The 17,430-nt window shown below is 49.0% G+C and carries 11 protein-coding genes, 2 tRNA genes, 3 rRNA genes and 1 other annotated feature; of the genes, 5 read left to right on the plus strand and 11 right to left on the minus strand.

Features of this window, described 5'->3' with window-relative positions; translation table 11 throughout:
• Positions 1-22 precede the first annotated feature (22 nt).
• Positions 23-760 (minus strand): DNA polymerase III subunit epsilon, encoded by a 738-nt coding sequence (gene dnaQ / locus E2566_RS16030; protein WP_107169954.1) that lies wholly within the window; start codon positions 758-760, stop codon positions 23-25.
• Between dnaQ and rnhA the strand changes: the two genes are divergently transcribed.
• Positions 714-1,280, plus strand: coding sequence for a ribonuclease HI (gene rnhA, locus E2566_RS16035; protein ID WP_165800658.1), 567 nt, complete (start codon positions 714-716; stop codon positions 1,278-1,280). The two genes, dnaQ and rnhA, sit on opposite strands and share 47 nt — an antisense overlap.
• A 19-nt stretch (positions 1,281-1,299) precedes the next feature.
• On the opposite strand, the gene E2566_RS16040 is transcribed toward rnhA, so the two are convergent.
• Positions 1,300-2,010: a class I SAM-dependent methyltransferase gene (locus E2566_RS16040; RefSeq protein ID WP_107169956.1), complete on the minus strand. Its 711-nt coding sequence runs from the start codon at positions 2,008-2,010 to the stop codon at positions 1,300-1,302.
• Between the two features lie 43 nt (positions 2,011-2,053).
• On the opposite strand from E2566_RS16040, the gene gloB reads away from it, so the two are divergent.
• Positions 2,054-2,809, plus strand: coding sequence for a hydroxyacylglutathione hydrolase (gloB, locus tag E2566_RS16045; RefSeq protein ID WP_107169957.1), 756 nt, complete (start codon positions 2,054-2,056; stop codon positions 2,807-2,809).
• A gap of 70 nt (positions 2,810-2,879) precedes the next feature.
• Entirely contained in the window at positions 2,880-4,253 is a 1,374-nt protein-coding gene (gene mltD, locus E2566_RS16050) for a murein transglycosylase D (RefSeq protein WP_107169958.1), read from the plus strand.
• Between the two features lie 70 nt (positions 4,254-4,323).
• Here the strand turns inward: mltD and E2566_RS16055 are convergent, their stop codons facing one another.
• From E2566_RS16055 to rluD, 9 genes are all read right to left on the minus strand, one after another.
• Positions 4,324-5,112 (minus strand): endonuclease/exonuclease/phosphatase family protein, encoded by a 789-nt coding sequence (locus tag E2566_RS16055; RefSeq protein ID WP_107169959.1) that lies wholly within the window; start codon positions 5,110-5,112, stop codon positions 4,324-4,326.
• Between the two features lie 235 nt (positions 5,113-5,347).
• Positions 5,348-5,424 (minus strand) — tRNA-Asp (locus tag E2566_RS16060).
• Between the two features lie 52 nt (positions 5,425-5,476).
• A 5S ribosomal RNA gene (gene rrf / locus E2566_RS16065) occupies positions 5,477-5,592 on the minus strand.
• Between the two features lie 134 nt (positions 5,593-5,726).
• Positions 5,727-8,626, minus strand: a 23S ribosomal RNA gene (locus E2566_RS16070).
• A 227-nt stretch (positions 8,627-8,853) separates the two neighbouring features.
• A tRNA-Glu gene (locus E2566_RS16075) sits at positions 8,854-8,929 on the minus strand.
• A 140-nt stretch (positions 8,930-9,069) separates the two neighbouring features.
• Positions 9,070-10,611: ribosomal RNA gene (locus E2566_RS16080) — 16S ribosomal RNA — on the minus strand.
• Together the 16S, 23S and 5S rRNA genes with 2 tRNA genes alongside form the textbook arrangement of a ribosomal RNA operon.
• A 486-nt stretch (positions 10,612-11,097) precedes the next feature.
• Positions 11,098-13,674, minus strand: coding sequence for an ATP-dependent chaperone ClpB (gene clpB / locus E2566_RS16085; protein ID WP_107169165.1), 2,577 nt, complete (start codon positions 13,672-13,674; stop codon positions 11,098-11,100).
• 133 nt (positions 13,675-13,807) lie between these two features.
• Positions 13,808-14,533: a purine nucleoside phosphorylase YfiH gene (yfiH, locus tag E2566_RS16090; protein ID WP_107169164.1), complete on the minus strand. Its 726-nt coding sequence runs from the start codon at positions 14,531-14,533 to the stop codon at positions 13,808-13,810.
• A 43-nt stretch (positions 14,534-14,576) separates the two neighbouring features.
• A complete protein-coding gene (gene rluD, locus E2566_RS16095; protein ID WP_107169163.1) occupies positions 14,577-15,554 on the minus strand; it encodes a 23S rRNA pseudouridine(1911/1915/1917) synthase RluD in 978 nt (325 codons plus the stop codon).
• A gap of 134 nt (positions 15,555-15,688) precedes the next feature.
• Here rluD and bamD point away from each other — a divergent pair, with 134 nt between their 5' ends.
• Both bamD and raiA read left to right on the plus strand, forming a co-directional pair.
• Entirely contained in the window at positions 15,689-16,423 is a 735-nt protein-coding gene (gene bamD / locus E2566_RS16100) for an outer membrane protein assembly factor BamD (RefSeq protein ID WP_039325274.1), read from the plus strand.
• Positions 16,424-16,746: 323 nt separating this feature from the next.
• A complete protein-coding gene (gene raiA, locus E2566_RS16105) occupies positions 16,747-17,085 on the plus strand; it encodes a ribosome-associated translation inhibitor RaiA (RefSeq protein ID WP_005970349.1) in 339 nt (112 codons plus the stop codon).
• Positions 17,086-17,283: 198 nt separating this feature from the next.
• Positions 17,284-17,409: a sequence feature (Phe leader region), on the plus strand.
• The last annotated feature ends 21 nt before the right edge of the window (positions 17,410-17,430 follow it).

A 17,430-nucleotide genomic window follows, 5' to 3' on the forward strand; every position in this document is an offset into this window, starting at 1 on the left:
AAAGGATGATACTTCAGCGGTATTATTCAGCTCGCCACAGGCAGCTCCCGCCTTTTTTAGCAATCAGATCCAAGCGTTGTTCATGTGCTAATAGCTCAGCCTCATCGGCATAAAGCACCTTTAGCGCCGATTGTGGGCGAACAATTCTTTGGATCGTTTCGCTGTTCTCATTCTGCTGCTGCGTTTCACCTTCCGTAGAAAAAGTTAGCGACGTTTGGCCTCCGGTCATCGCCAGATAAACTTCAGCCAGAATCTCGGCATCGAGCAATGCGCCGTGCAGCGTACGCTTGCTGTTATCTATTAAATAGCGATCGCAGAGCGCATCCAAACTGTTCCGTTTGCCGGGAAAGATCTTCCGTGCCATAAGCAGGCTATCGGTGATCTTACAGAACGTCTCCGTCTTAGGAAGATCCCGATTCAGCAATCGAAATTCATAATCCATAAAGCCGATATCAAACATCGCGTTATGAATGACCAACTCCGCACCACGGATAAAATCAAGGAAATCATCCGCAATATCAGCATACATCGGTTTGTCAGCAAGAAACTCATCGCTGATACCATGTATGTTATAGGCCTCTGGGTCCACTAAACGGTCGGGTTTGATGTAGACGTGAAAATGACGGCCAGTCAGGCGGCGGTTAATCACCTCGACCGCACCGATCTCGATAATTTTATGCCCTTCGTAGTGAACCCCCAGTTTATTCATACCGGTGGTTTCTGTATCGAGGACAATTTGTCGCGTAATTTCAGTGCTCATCGTTTTCGTTTATGTCAGACTTGCCGTTTTTACCATGAGGGAGAGTCTACCAGAGATGCGCAAACAGGTAGAAATTTTCACCGACGGATCTTGCCTCGGTAATCCCGGCCCCGGCGGTTATGGCGCCCTGCTGCGCTACAAGCAGCACGAAAAAGCGTTAAGTGCGGGCTATCGTCTTACGACGAATAACAGAATGGAATTGATGGCCGCGATTGCAGCGCTTGAAACACTGACCACCGACTGTGATGTCGTACTCAGCACAGATAGCCAATATGTTCGTCAGGGTATCACCAGTTGGATTCATAACTGGAAAAAACGCGGTTGGAAAACCGCTGACAAAAAACCCGTCAAGAATGTCGATCTCTGGAAAAGGTTGGATACCGCGATTCAACGCCATTCCGTGCGCTGGGAATGGGTAAAAGGACACGCCGGACACCCGGAAAACGAGCGCTGCGATGAGCTTGCTCGCGCCGCCGCCAGTGCGCCAACACACGATGACATTGGCTATCAGGCTGAGTAAATCACCGTAGGCCTCTCTCTCATCTTCGATATATCTTTGTTGCGCCCACTGTGCGGCGCACAGATGCTTTCTGCAACCGCGTTCTCATCGGCGTGAACGTCAGCGGAATCGTTCTCTTTCGGGCAATAATTAACGTCAGGCACCCTAGCATCGGAATATGTTTATTCAATTTCCCCTTATTCCTTCGCCATGGCGTAACGTGAAAATGAGTCTGATGAATAACCTCGTAGTTCAATAGCCCCAGCCAGTCCGTGATGCGCATTTGAGTAAACATACGGCTGCAATAGGGATGCTTTTTATTAACCCGAGGGATCAGTTTGCCAAGACCAACCAAACTGATCGGATTAAATGTGCTCAGGATTAACCAACCATCATCGATCAACACGCGATCAACCTCACGTAAAACACGATGTGGGTCCGACGAATAAGATAGTGTTTGAGCAAGCAAACAGGCATCGATCGACTTTTCAGAGAAAGGCAGTTGATGGGCATCAGCCACAACGTGAAGATTATCACCATGCGGAGCAACGTTAACCTGATGCGCGATTGCGCACTCTGTTACATCGATTTCTGCACTCAGCGCCCCTATCTTGATAAGGTGAAAACCAAAGAGTTTTGGCCACCATGGCAACAAAGCCAGCTCAAGCGACTCGCGATAAAACTGCCCGCAGGTGATATCATCCCATGAATCAGGGGCAACAATGGTCTGAGGAATTTGTGCCGATTTCATCGTCTGTTCTCGCCCTCAGGCTGCTAGAAAAAAGAGGTGATGAATGAATCTTATCAGTATCCCCGCACTTCAGGACAACTACATTTGGTTATTGAGTAATAAAGAAAAGCGTTGTGTGATCGTCGATCCGGGTGAGGCGAACCCAGTGCTTAATGCGCTCGCTCAAAACTCACTTTCCCCCGAAGCAGTTTTGCTCACTCACCACCATAACGACCATGTGGGAGGTGTCCGTGAGATACTCAATCACTACCCTAACTTGCCTGTTTTCGGCCCGAAAGAAACCGCTAAATGCGGCGCAACCTATCTCGTTGAGGAGGGAAATACCGTCTCTTTGTTAAATTCGGAATTTTCTGTAATTGAGGTTCCGGGGCATACATTAGGTCATATTGCCTACTATAATGCGCCGTTTTTGTTCTGCGGTGATACCCTATTTTCAGCAGGATGTGGCCGAATTCTCGAAGGGACGCCGAAGCAAATGTATGAATCAATTAATAAAATAGCAGCCTTTCCTGATGATACCGTCGTGTGCTGTGCCCATGAATACACGTTATCAAACTTAACGTTTTCTAATGCTATATGGCCAGAAGAGCCAAGTATTGAAGCTTATCTCCATAAAATCAGCCAGATACGCGAAAAATCGCAGTCTAGCCTGCCAACAACATTAGGGCAGGAAAGAAGAATTAATCTTTTTCTCCGCTGCCATGAATTTGATTTAAAAAGAAAATTATCAAAAGAACCTGAAAATATAGAGAATTGGCAAGTTTTTGAGCTGCTACGCAGCAAGAAAGACTGCTTCTGAAGGTTTAGGTTGTGCTATTCCTCTAATCAAAGTATCCTTGCTCGTCTTTTAAGCAACTATTGACCAACATATGAAGGCTAAAGCGATAATCATCGCCTCAGTCTTGCTAGTCGGTTGTCAGGTTTCACCACATGACACCTCGCAACCGAAACAGCATGCACAGAGTTTGTCTTCGGCAAGTCAAAGTGAAGCAGGAAAGTACACAGGTAGCCGAGAGGCCTCCGCGCGATGGTTAGATGACGATAGCCTCGCGCAACGAGATCTGTGGAACTTCATTGGCGACGAGCTGAAGATGGAGGTTCCGGATAACGCCCGGGTCCGCGAGCAAAAAACGCGTTATTTGAAAAATAAGAGCTATCTCCACGATGTAACATTACGGGCAGAGCCGTACATGTACTGGATAGTCGAGCAGATTAAGCAACGTAAAATGCCGATGGAACTGGTACTGCTACCCATAGTGGAGAGCGCTTTTGATCCAAGTGCCACATCATCCGCCAATGCCGCTGGGCTATGGCAGATTATCCCTGGTACAGGACGTAATTATGGTTTGAAACAAAACCAGTGGTATGACGGGCGTCGCGACGTAATTGCGTCTACGACAGCTGCGCTGGATATGATGCAACGTCTCAACACGATGTTTGATGGTGACTGGTTATTGACGGTTGCCGCATACAACAGTGGTGAAGGCCGTGTCATGCAGGCGATGAAAGTAAATAAAGCAAAAGGGAAATCAACCAACTTTTGGGCATTGGCGTTACCACGTGAAACGTCCATTTATGTTCCTAAGATGTTAGCCTTGAGCGATATTCTTAAAAACAGCAAGAAGTATGGCGTTAGCCTGCCGCAACCCAACGAAAGCCGGGCATTAGCCAAAGTTGAGCTGGGGCAGCAGATAGAATTGACTCAAGCCGCTGAGATGGCTGGACTGTCGTTGAATAAGCTGAAGAGCTATAACTCGGGCTATAAGCGTAATGTAACCGCACCAAATGGGCCACATTACATTATGGTTCCTAAAGCTCACGTTGAGCAGTTGAAAGATTCACTGGCTGATGGTGACATCGCAGCGATTCAACCAACACGCTTAGCGCAAACACAGTCAACGCCAGCATCACAGCAGTATAAGGTACGCTCAGGTGATACCTTATCAGCCATTGCGGCACGGCTTAATGTCAGCACGAAAGATTTGCAGAGCTGGAACAATCTACGTAGCGCTGGTGCGCTCAAGGTTGGGCAGACATTGCAAGTTGCCAAAGCCTCAGGTAATAACAGCTCTATCACCTATCAGGTACGAAAGGGTGATTCGCTGGCAAGTATTGCTAAACGCCACGGCGTAAATATCGCTGACGTAATGCGGTGGAATACGGTTATCAATAAGAATGCCAACATCCAGCCAGGCGATCGTCTGACGCTTTATGTTAGCAGCAACATAAAACCTGATTCTTAACGTCATATCAGAATCAGCAACGAAACGCAGCCCTCCTACAGAAATGTAGAGGGCTGTTTTTTTATCGCAATTAAATCAGGCTGAATTCGACAAGCAATGGATTATGATCTGAAGCCTGAGTCACCAATACAGAAGACTGGTTAACGGTCAATTCACGGTAAAAGACGAAATCTAGCGGCCGGCCAAACGCCTTACGCCGCTGGTCATCAACAAAACACACCTCCTGTAGCCCCATCCTTATCGCAAACCGATTAAGTGCGTTAATACGTTGCTGACTCCATGCATTGAAATCTCCAGCCATAATAGCAGGCCCTTGATGATGTATGAGCTGCTCCCCAATTGCAGCCAATTGTTTGGTATAAACTTCAACACCAAAACTAAAGTTAACTGCATGGATATTGATAACCATCAGCCTCTGCCCATTCTGAAGCGCATATACCGTCACTAAAGAAGACTTGGCCAAACGCAGTAAAGGTTCGCGTTCACGTAAAGGACAGCAATATACCGGTTGGGCTGCTGATAGCGTCATCACACCGGATGGGTGTTGTGGGAGGATAATCGCAGGTACCTGATCGGCAAAAAGGTAGTTAGTGGTTGCAAAACGGATAAGGTCTGGCGTACTTTGCGCTTCCTGTAATAGAACAAGCTGGGTACCTTTGCCGAAATTTTGCAACACAGAAAGCCAATTCATTCTTTGTTGCTTAAAAATATTCCACACCATTACGCGTAAAACATCCCCCTCCAGCAACAACGAGCCTGTCGGTATCGTTTGCCCTGGATAATACATTTCCCCAGGAGGAAAGATACGTTCAGCTGGTTGGCCAGCAACATATCTCATTGCATAGGTTCTTTTCCGCACGCCTCGTCCACTATCCGTTTCAATACACCAAATACCCTACCAAAAAAATGTCCTCTTCCGTTACAAGAATTTTATCGCAGACTTGTCATATGCGCTGGCCGATAGGGAAGAAAAAGAGAAAATGGTTGATTGACGAAAAAACATAAGGAGAAGAAAAAAGAGAGGATTATCTAAAAATTCTAATTCTACACATATCAAAAAGCCCTAAGCTAACGCTTAGGGCTTTTCAAATAAGTGGCGGAACGGACGGGGCTCGAACCCGCGACCCCCTGCGTGACAGGCAGGTATTCTAACCAACTGAACTACCGCTCCACCGAATTTCTTTACAACCACCGGATTACTCCGGCTTACTGCTTAATTTGATGCCTGGCAGTTCCCTACTCTCACATGGGGAAGCCCCACACTACCATCGGCGCTACGGCGTTTCACTTCTGAGTTCGGCATGGGGTCAGGTGGGACCACCGCGCTATCGCCGCCAGGCAAATTCTGTTTCATTCCAACCGTTATGCTCTACTTTTCTTTTGTATCGCACAACCATCAGAACCAATCTCTGAACAAGCTGAATATCGTTCTCTATGAGTCTTTCATCACCCACAAAACACCTTCGGTGTTGTAAGGTTAAGCCTCTCGGGTCATTAGTACTGGTTAGCTCAACGTATCGCTACGCTTACACACCCAGCCTATCTACGTCGTCGTCTTCAACGGCCCTTCAGGGACATCAAGTGTCCAGGGAAGACTCATCTCGAGGCAAGTTTCCCGCTTAGATGCTTTCAGCGGTTATCTCTTCCGCACTTAGCTACCGGGCAATGCAATTGGCATCACAACCCGTACACCAGTGGTGCGTTCACTCCGGTCCTCTCGTACTAGGAGCAACCCCTCTCAATCTTCCAACGCCCACGGCAGATAGGGACCGAACTGTCTCACGACGTTCTAAACCCAGCTCGCGTACCACTTTAAATGGCGAACAGCCATACCCTTGGGACCTACTTCAGCCCCAGGATGTGATGAGCCGACATCGAGGTGCCAAACACCGCCGTCGATATGAACTCTTGGGCGGTATCAGCCTGTTATCCCCGGAGTACCTTTTATCCGTTGAGCGATGGCCCTTCCATTCAGAACCACCGGATCACTAAGACCTGCTGCACCTGCTCGAGCTGTCACTCTCGCAGTCAAGCTAGCTTATGCCTTTGCACTAACCTCCTGATGTCCGACCAGGATTAGCTAACCTTCGTGCTCCTCCGTTACGCTTTGGGAGGAGACCGCCCCAGTCAAACTACCCACCAGACACTGTCCGCAACCCGGATTACGGGCCTACGTTAGAACATCAAACATTAAAGGGTGGTATTTCAAGGTTGGCTCCATGCAGACTGGCGTCCACACTTCAAAGCCTCCCACCTATCCTACACATCAAGGCTCAAGGTTCAGTGTCAAGCTATAGTAAAGGTTCACGGGGTCTTTCCGTCTTGCCGCGGGTACACTGCATCTTCACAGCGAGTTCAATTTCACTGAGTCTCGGGTGGAGACAGCCTGGCCATCATTACGCCATTCGTGCAGGTCGGAACTTACCCGACAAGGAATTTCGCTACCTTAGGACCGTTATAGTTACGGCCGCCGTTTACCGGGGCTTCGATCAAGAGCTTCGCCTTGCGGCTGACCCCATCAATTAACCTTCCGGCACCGGGCAGGCGTCACACCGTATACGTCCACTTTCGTGTTTGCACAGTGCTGTGTTTTTATTAAACAGTTGCAGCCAGCTGGTATCTGCGACTGGCTTCAGCTCCATCCGCAAGGGACTTCACCTACGCGCCAGCGTGCCTTCTCCCGAAGTTACGGCACCATTTTGCCTAGTTCCTTCACCCGAGTTCTCTCAAGCGCCTGAGTATTCTCTACCTGACCACCTGTGTCGGTTTGGGGTACGATTTGATGTTACCTGGAGCTTAGAGGCTTTTCCTGGAAGCGTAGCATTGGTTACTTCATCACCGTAGTGACTCGTCATCACGCCTCAGTGTTAACGATGACCCGGATTTACCTAAGTCACCCACCTTCACGCTTAAACCGGGACAACCGTCGCCCGGATAACCTAGCTTTCTCCGTCCCCCCTTCGCAGTAACACCGAGTACAGGAATATTAACCTGTTTCCCATCGACTACGCTTTTCAGCCTCGCCTTAGGGGTCGACTCACCCTGCCCCGATTAACGTTGGACAGGAACCCTTGGTCTTCCGGCGTGCGGGTTTTTCACCCGCATTATCGTTACTTATGTCAGCATTCGCACTTCTGATACCTCCAGCAACCCTCACAGGCCACCTTCAACGGCTTACAGAACGCTCCCCTACCCAACAACACCTAAGTGTCGCTGCCGCAGCTTCGGTGCATGGTTTAGCCCCGTTACATCTTCCGCGCAGGCCGACTCGACCAGTGAGCTATTACGCTTTCTTTAAATGATGGCTGCTTCTAAGCCAACATCCTGGCTGTCTATGCCTTCCCACATCGTTTCCCACTTAACCATGACTTTGGGACCTTAGCTGGCGGTCTGTTTCCCTCTTCACGACGAACGTTAGCACCCGCCGTGTGTCTCCCGTGATAACATTCTTCGGTATTCGTAGTTTGCATCGGGTTGGTAAGTCGGGATGACCCCCTAGCCGAAACAGTGCTCTACCCCCGAAGATGAGTTCACGAGGCGCTACCTAAATAGCTTTCGGGGAGAACCAGCTATCTCCCGGTTTGATTGGCCTTTCACCCCCAGCCACAAGTCATCCGCTAATTTTTCAACATTAGTCGGTTCGGTCCTCCAGTTAGTGTTACCCAACCTTCAACCTGCCCATGGCTAGATCACCGGGTTTCGGGTCTATACCCTGCAACTTAACGCCCAGTTAAGACTCGGTTTCCCTGCGGCTCCCCTATTCGGTTAACCTTGCTACAGAATATAAGTCGCTGACCCATTATACAAAAGGTACGCAGTCACCTAACAAGTAGGCTCCCACTGCTTGTACGTACACGGTTTCAGGTTCTATTTCACTCCCCTCGCCGGGGTTCTTTTCGCCTTTCCCTCACGGTACTGGTTCACTATCGGTCAGTCAGGAGTATTTAGCCTTGGAGGATGGTCCCCCCATATTCAGACAGGATGTCACGTGTCCCGCCCTACTCATCGAACTCACAACTTGTGCATTTTTGTGTACGGGACTATCACCCTTTACTGTGCGACTTTCCAGACGCTTCCACTAACACACAAACTGATTCAGGTTCTGGGCTCCTCCCCGTTCGCTCGCCGCTACTAGGGGAATCTCGGTTGATTTCTTTTCCTCGGGGTACTGAGATGTTTCAGTTCCCCCGGTTCGCCTCATGACACTATGTATTCATGTCATGATAATGTGTCGAAACACACTGGGTTTCCCCATTCGGGTATCGTCGGGTATAACGCTTCATATCAGCTTACCGACGCTTATCGCAGATTAGCACGCCCTTCATCGCCTCTGACTGCCTAGGCATCCACCGTGTACGCTTAGTCGCTTAACCTCACAACCCGAAGATGTTTCTTTCGATTCATCATCGCGCTGCGATTATTTGAGAGACTCATTGACAGACTGATTCACCACGACACACCCGAAGGCCATCGTGTTTTGTCAGCTGTCATGTTTCAATTTTCAGCTTGTTCCAGATTGTTAAAGAGCAATATCGTAAACATGACTCCGAAGAATCATCTTTAAGATATTCATGATAATGTCTTTCACTCATTATCGGATTGGCGTCCCCAAGGGGATTCGAACCCCTGTTACAGCCGTGAAAGGGCAGTGTCCTAGGCCTCTAGACGATGGGGACACGAAAAATCCGTACCGAATTAAAAATCCGGCACTATCGCGTCAGTGTGAGTTAACACTCATTACATCAACAGGTGCGCTTGCTCAGTATTTTCATCAGACAATCTGTGTGAGCACTTCACTTAACGCACATCTTCTTGGTAAGGAGGTGATCCAACCGCAGGTTCCCCTACGGTTACCTTGTTACGACTTCACCCCAGTCATGAATCACAAAGTGGTAAGCGCCCTCCCGAAGGTTAAGCTACCTACTTCTTTTGCAACCCACTCCCATGGTGTGACGGGCGGTGTGTACAAGGCCCGGGAACGTATTCACCGTAGCATTCTGATCTACGATTACTAGCGATTCCGACTTCATGGAGTCGAGTTGCAGACTCCAATCCGGACTACGACGTACTTTATGAGGTCCGCTTGCTCTCGCGAGGTCGCTTCTCTTTGTATACGCCATTGTAGCACGTGTGTAGCCCTACTCGTAAGGGCCATGATGACTTGACGTCATCCCCACCTTCCTCCGGTTTATCACCGGCAGTCTCCTTTGAGTTCCCGACATTACTCGCTGGCAACAAAGGATAAGGGTTGCGCTCGTTGCGGGACTTAACCCAACATTTCACAACACGAGCTGACGACAGCCATGCAGCACCTGTCTCAGAGTTCCCGAAGGCACTAAGCTATCTCTAGCAAATTCTCTGGATGTCAAGAGTAGGTAAGGTTCTTCGCGTTGCATCGAATTAAACCACATGCTCCACCGCTTGTGCGGGCCCCCGTCAATTCATTTGAGTTTTAACCTTGCGGCCGTACTCCCCAGGCGGTCGATTTAACGCGTTAGCTCCGGAAGCCACGCCTCAAGGGCACAACCTCCAAATCGACATCGTTTACAGCGTGGACTACCAGGGTATCTAATCCTGTTTGCTCCCCACGCTTTCGCACCTGAGCGTCAGTCTTTGTCCAGGGGGCCGCCTTCGCCACCGGTATTCCTCCAGATCTCTACGCATTTCACCGCTACACCTGGAATTCTACCCCCCTCTACAAGACTCTAGCCTGTCAGTTTTGAATGCAGTTCCCAGGTTAAGCCCGGGGATTTCACATCCAACTTAACAGACCGCCTGCGTGCGCTTTACGCCCAGTCATTCCGATTAACGCTTGCACCCTCCGTATTACCGCGGCTGCTGGCACGGAGTTAGCCGGTGCTTCTTCTGCGGGTAACGTCAATCGATGAGAGTATTAATCTCACCGCCTTCCTCCCCGCTGAAAGTGCTTTACAACCCGAAGGCCTTCTTCACACACGCGGCATGGCTGCATCAGGCTTGCGCCCATTGTGCAATATTCCCCACTGCTGCCTCCCGTAGGAGTCTGGACCGTGTCTCAGTTCCAGTGTGGCTGGTCATCCTCTCAGACCAGCTAGGATCGTCGCCTAGGTGAGCCATTACCTCACCTACTAGCTAATCCCATCTGGGCACATCCGATGGCAAGAGGCCCGAAGGTCCCCCTCTTTGGTCCGAAGACGTTATGCGGTATTAGCTACCGTTTCCAGTAGTTATCCCCCTCCATCAGGCAGTTTCCCAGACATTACTCACCCGTCCGCCGCTCGTCACCCAGGGAGCAAGCTCCCCTGTGCTACCGCTCGACTTGCATGTGTTAGGCCTGCCGCCAGCGTTCAATCTGAGCCATGATCAAACTCTTCAATTTAAGATTTGTTTGATTTGCTGAACTCGTCAGCGATGCTCAAAGAATTAAAACTGTTTATTCGTAATGAATTTACTGTTGTTCACTCTTCAAGACTTTTTTATATCGTTAAGATACGGTCTTGTGAGTGCCCACACAGATTGTCTGATTATATTGTTAAAGAGCAGTGCCACTTCTACGGTGGCGCGGGCTGCATATACTATGCTAATCCGCTTTAAAGTCAAGTCATTACTGACCGTCTTTATTAAATCTTTTTTCTGTCACCCCAACCGCGTGTCGCTGTTGCCGTGTCAGTGGAGGCGCATTATAGGGACTTCTCGGCGGCTGACAAGTGCTAAATTCAAATTATTTTCCAAGCGTTCAAAAACAAACCAAAAACCAGTATTTAGCGTATTCCACATACAGAATATGAATACAATATGAGCTTAAAACGTAAAACGGGAGACATTCATTAGCAAATGCCCCCCGTTGATTGCTTACCGCTTCACATTATTCCTGTCGTGCGACTATTTGTTCACCTTCAACATCTAATGTGATCGGTTTACCGGGTATCAGTTTCCCCCCCAGTATCTGCTGAGCGAGTGGGTTCTCTATCAGCTGCTGTATCGCTCTTTTAAGCGGGCGTGCACCATAGACAGGATCAAACCCGACCTCTCCGAGCATATCTAAAGCAGCATCCGCGATCGTGACGCTATATCCACGCTCTTCAAGACGTTTGTACAGTCTCTGGAGCTGAATTTGTGCGATCGATGTAATATGCGCCCTTCCCAGTGGATGGAATACAACGACTTCATCAATACGGTTAATAAACTCAGGACGGAAGCTGTGGCTAACAACTTCAAGAACCATATCTCTCATTTCGGTATAGCTGCGCTCACCAAAGCGTTCTTGAATAAGGTCTGATCCTAGGTTTGACGTCATGATGACGACAGTATTACGGAAGTCGACCGTTCTCCCCTGTCCATCAGTAAGACGGCCATCATCCAATACCTGAAGCAGGATATTAAACACATCAGGATGTGCCTTTTCGATCTCATCCAGCAAAATGACCGAGTAGGGACGACGGCGCACGGCTTCCGTCAAGTAGCCCCCTTCTTCATAACCGACGTATCCAGGAGGCGCACCGACTAAACGTGAAACCGAGTGTTTCTCCATAAACTCAGACATATCGATGCGCACCATGGCGTCATCGCTGTCAAAGAGAAAAGTTGCCAGCGTTTTGCAGAGTTCCGTTTTCCCAACACCTGTCGGCCCAAGGAACAGGAACGACCCAATCGGACGGTTAGGGTCAGATAACCCTGCCCGACTACGACGGATAGAATTCGCAACGGCTTCTACGGCTTCGTTCTGCCCAATCACCCGCTGGTGCAGTTCATCTTCCATTCGCAATAATTTTTCTTTCTCGCTTTCCAACATGCGGGAAACGGGAATTCCTGTCCAACGTGCCAACACATCAGCGATTTCAGCATCGGTGACTCTATTACGCAGCAAATGAACCGTTTTACCTTCCTGCAGTGTTGCTGCTGCCAGCTGTTTTTCCAGCTCAGGAATTTTGCCGTATTGCAGCTCAGACATTTTCCCCAAGTCACCCTGACGGCGAGCCTGTTCCAATGCAATTTTGGCCTGTTCTAAAGAAGCCTTAATATTCTGCGTTCCTGTGAGTGACGCCTTTTCCGCTTTCCACTCTTCGTCTTGTTGAGAATATTCACGCTCTTTTTGGTCAAGCTCCGCATTTAGCAATTCAAGTCGCTTCAGGCTAGCTTCATCAGATTCTTTTTTCAGCGCCTGTTGTTCCAGTTTTAATTGGATGATTCGGCGCTCAAGCCGATCAAGAGGCTCTGGTTTTGAATCCATCTGAATACGAATGCTGGATGCCGCTTCATCAATCAGGTCAATCGCTTTATCCGGCAACTGACGATCCGCAATATAGCGATGGGATAGCATTGCCGCCGCGACAATTGCCGGGTCAGTGATTTGTACATGATGATGCAATTCATAGCGTTCTTTCAGCCCACGCAGAATCGCAATAGTGTCTTCAACGGTAGGTTCCGCAACAAAAACTTTCTGGAAACGACGCTCAAGAGCGGCGTCTTTTTCAATATATTGACGATATTCATCCAGCGTAGTCGCCCCAACGCAATGTAGTTCACCACGCGCCAGCGCAGGTTTTAACATATTGCCGGCATCCATCGCGCCATCAGCTTTACCCGCGCCCACCATCGTATGGAGTTCATCAATAAACAGAATGACGTTGCCTTCCTGTTTAGACAGATCGTTGAGCACGCCTTTCAGACGTTCTTCAAACTCACCACGATATTTCGCACCCGCCACCAGCGCGCCCATATCCAGCGAAAGTACGCGCTTGTTTTTCAAGCCTTCAGGCACTTCTCCATTAACGATACGTTGGGCTAACCCTTCAACTATCGCAGTTTTACCCACACCAGGCTCACCGATTAATACCGGATTATTTTTGGTCCGACGTTGTAACACCTGGATAGTGCGGCGAATTTCTTCATCACGCCCGATAACGGGGTCGAGCTTGCCTTGTTCTGCACGTTCAGTGAGATCAATCGTGAATTTCTTTAATGCCTGGCGCTGATCTTCAGCCCCCTGATCGTTCACTTGTTCTCCTCCTCTCACTTGATCAATCGCGTTTGTTACACCTTGCTGCGTGACACCCGCCTTTTTCAATATATCCCCCAGCGTGCCGCGGGACTCCAGAGCGGCAAGCACGAAAAGTTCTGAGGAAATAAAGGTATCACCACGCTTTTGCGCGAGTTTGTCGCACATATTCAATACGCGGACTAACTCGTTCGAAGGTTGGACATCACCATCCGTACCTTCAACCTGAGGCAAACGCGTGATTGCCTGGTCGATTTCGGTTTTCAGGTGATTAAGATTAGCTCCTGCAACAGTCAGAAGTGGACCAACAGTTCCTCCGTCCTGATGAAGCAAAGCGCTCATCAAATGAAGTGAGTCGATAAACTGGTGATCGCGCCCAAGGGCAAGAGACTGGGCATCGGCAAGAGCAAGTTGGAATTTGTTGGTAAGACGATCCAGACGCATAACACCTCCCGTACACTGGTCAAAATTGCTACTGGAGATTAAATGAGGTCATCCCTCAAAAATTTCAAGGTTATTTTGCCAGTCGTGACAGGATTTAAACGTTACTTGTCTTGGATCGCCTTAATTCAATAGGTTATATCAGCCAGATTAAACTTGCCATACGGCCAGTCACGCCATCACGCCGATAAGAGAAAAATTTGTGAGGCTCGCTCACAGTACAAGAATTTCCACCAAAAATTTGCGTTACCCCTGCCGCGCATAAACGCAAACTTGCCAGTTGGTAAATATCGGCAAAAAACTTGTTTCCTTCAGGCCGAAATGCAGAGGCAGCCGACGCATCATGCTGAATAAACGCGTCCCTAACTTCTGGCCCAACTTCAAAAGCGTTAGGCCCGATAGCGGGTCCCAGCCACGCCATAATTTGTGCGGGTTTCGTTCGGAAACAGGCTAACGTTTCTTCCAGCACCCCCGCGTGCAATCCACGCCAACCGGCATGTGCAGCAGCCACTTCGTCGCCGCTGACTGCACAAAAAAGCACCGGCAAACAGTCAGCCGTCATCACCGCACAAACCTGACCTTTCTTATCCGTATAAGCAGCATCACCGCAAACGGCCGATGGCAAAGCCTCACCAATACGAATCACATCGGTACCATGAACCTGTTCCAACCAATGCGGCATGGCAGGAAGATCTGCCAGCGACACCAGCGTTTGCCGATTTGCGGTGACGTTTGCGGGTTCATCACCCACATGATTGCCCACATTCAGCGAATCATAAGGTGCCGCGCTACGCCCGCCAATACGCGTCGTACTACAAGATTTCACACTTTCTGGCACAGGCCAGTCGGGGTATATCAGCATAGTCCGTCACCTCTATAAATCAGCATTTATCAAATTGAATACATTACCAGTCGAGTTGATCCTTAAACGCTTCGGTATCAGCTTTCAGCGCATCAATCAGATCGACCATATCCTGCGGCAGTGCCGCATGCCACTCCATTTGGATTCCGGTAATCGGATGGTAGAAGCGCAGCATGGTAGCGTGCAGAGCCTGACGGTCAAACCCTCGCAGCGTTTCTATAAAATCATCCGATGCGCCTTTTGGCGGACGAGGACGCCCACCGTATAGCTGATCGCCAACCAGTGGATGGTTAATGTGTGACATATGCACGCGAATTTGGTGGGTACGCCCTGTTTCCAACCGCAACCGCAGACGGGTATGCGCACGGAAGTGTTCCATGATGCGGTAATGTGTTACCGCTGGCTTGCCCATCGGGTGCACCGCCATGTGAGTACGCTTAGTTGCATGACGGGCGATAGGTTGCTCAACCATGCCGCCAGCCGTCATCGAACCAATCGCAACGGCTTCATACTCGCGAGTGATTTCGCGTGCCTGCAACGCCTCTACAAGACGCGTCTGTGCTGGCACAGTTTTCGCGACGACCATGAGTCCTGTCGTATCTTTATCAAGCCGATGTACAATCCCGGCCCGGGGCACATCGACAATCTCAGGATAATGATGTAACAAGGCATTCAATACCGTGCCATCCGGATTACCCGCACCGGGGTGAACCACCAGATCTCTGGGTTTGTTGATGACGAGAATGTCCTCATCTTCATACACGATATCCAGCTTGATATCCTGCGCTTCCCAGCGTGCTTCTTCTTCAATCAATGCATCAATGGCTACCGATTCGCCGCCAAGTACTTTCTCTTTTGGCTTATTGATGACATTGCCGTTAATCTGTACTCGATTCTCAAGAATCCACTCTTTTATGCGGGATCGTGAATAATCAGGGAACAATTCGGCCAAAGCCTGATCTAAACGTTGTCCGAGTTGAGATTCGGCCACCGTTGCGGTGAGTTGTACTTGTTGTGCCATATTATGCAGCTTCTTCGTTAACGTTGGGTTTTGACGGCGACGCCGTTTAAAATAATGTACTATTGTAGCTGGTCTAAATCGGGAGCTTAACGGACAGCCTCCCGGAATAACATTCTGAGGATAATCAAAACGTCATGACGCGTATGAAATATCTGGTGGCTGCCGCCACGTTGAGCCTGGCGCTGGCTGGTTGCTCCAGCAATTCCAAAGATGCGGTTCCTGATAGTCCGCCATCTGAAATCTATGCCAATGCTCAACAAAAACTGCAGGACGGCAACTTTAAAGCAGCCATCACGCAGTTGGAAGCACTGGATAACCGGTATCCTTTTGGCCCCTATTCGCAGCAAGTACAGTTGGATTTGATCTACGCCTACTACAAATCCGCAGAGTTGCCATTAGCCCAAGCTTCTATTGACCGCTTCCTGCGGCTCAACCCGACCCATCCAAACGTGGATTATGTCCTGTACATGCGCGGCCTGACCGACATGGCGCTGGATGATAGCGCGTTACAAGGCTTCTTCGGGGTCGATCGTTCCGATCGCGACCCGCAGTATGCCCGCACCGCATTCAGGGATTTCAGCAAGCTCATTCAGGGATATCCGAACAGTCAATATGCCACCGACGCAAACAAGCGTTTGGTTTACCTCAAAGAGCGTTTGGCCAAGTATGAACTTTCTGTCGCGCAATACTACACGAAACGCGGCGCTTATGTGGCAGTAGTTAATCGCGTTGAGCAAATGCTGCGTGATTACCCAGATACCCAAGCAACAAAAAATGCTCTGCCGTTGATGGAAAACGCCTATCGTGAACTGCAACTGGCTGCACAGGCAGACAAAGTTGCAAAAGTCATCGCGGCTAATCCGGCATAAACGATACGTGACATCCCATAATAAGACGGCGACTTCGGTTGCCGTTTTTTTATGGTTCAATCAATTCGTTATACGTCGATGAGCAGAAAAAACAGGGGGGAAGGGAGTCAACAACAGCGCGGTAACCTCAATACATCCCATCAATAATGGCATAGGCCAGATGCTCCCTTCAAGGACTTCCCTTCTATTCCCAATGGTGCTTCACAAATCGCGTTTTCTTGACAAAAAGTGACGAAAAAAACTGATCAACATCACGCTTTTTGCCACAACTCGCGGTATGCTGAAATTATCCAAGACGGACATAGGCAGAGAGGTAAGTTTATATGACTATTAATATTACCAGTAAGCAAATGGATATCACCCCCGCAATTCGTCAGCATGTCGAAGACCGTCTTTCTAAGCTGGACAAATGGCAAACCCAGTTGATCAACCCGCATATTATTCTGTCAAAAGAACCGCAGGGTTTTGTGGCCGATGCCACTATCAGTACGCCAAATGGCCCATTGGTTGCCAGCGCCAAACATGATGATATGTATGCCGCTATCAATGAGTTGATTACCAAGCTTGAACGCCAGTTGGACAAACTCCAACATAAAGGTGAAGCCAGACGTGCGGTAGCTGGCGTCAAAGAAGCCAATTTACAGCCAACTCAAGAAGAGTAAGCTCTTGTTCTCTTTACCTCAATATAACGCGCCCAAGGGCGCGTTTTTGCATACTACATATCATTATGCTGCGACCTAAGGCACCAATATCATGCAGGGTTTAAAATTGCGCTCGGCGATTTTGTATTGACAGGATGAAAAGCCAACAGTTACCTTACCTGTTCAGAAGTTAGATATCTTCCTGACTAACCGAGCAAACATGATCAATAAACTGTTCTTCTTCGTATTCTTTTTCACCTTCCCCTGATTTGGGAGGCGATTCGTCGTAAGAGCAAGAATACGAAGACGAACAAAAAAGCCTCCTGACCAGGAGGCTTTTTTTATATAAGAACATAAGACAGGTAA

Origin of the sequence: Pectobacterium punjabense (assembly GCF_012427845.1) — a bacterium.
Classification (GTDB): domain Bacteria; phylum Pseudomonadota; class Gammaproteobacteria; order Enterobacterales; family Enterobacteriaceae; genus Pectobacterium; species Pectobacterium punjabense.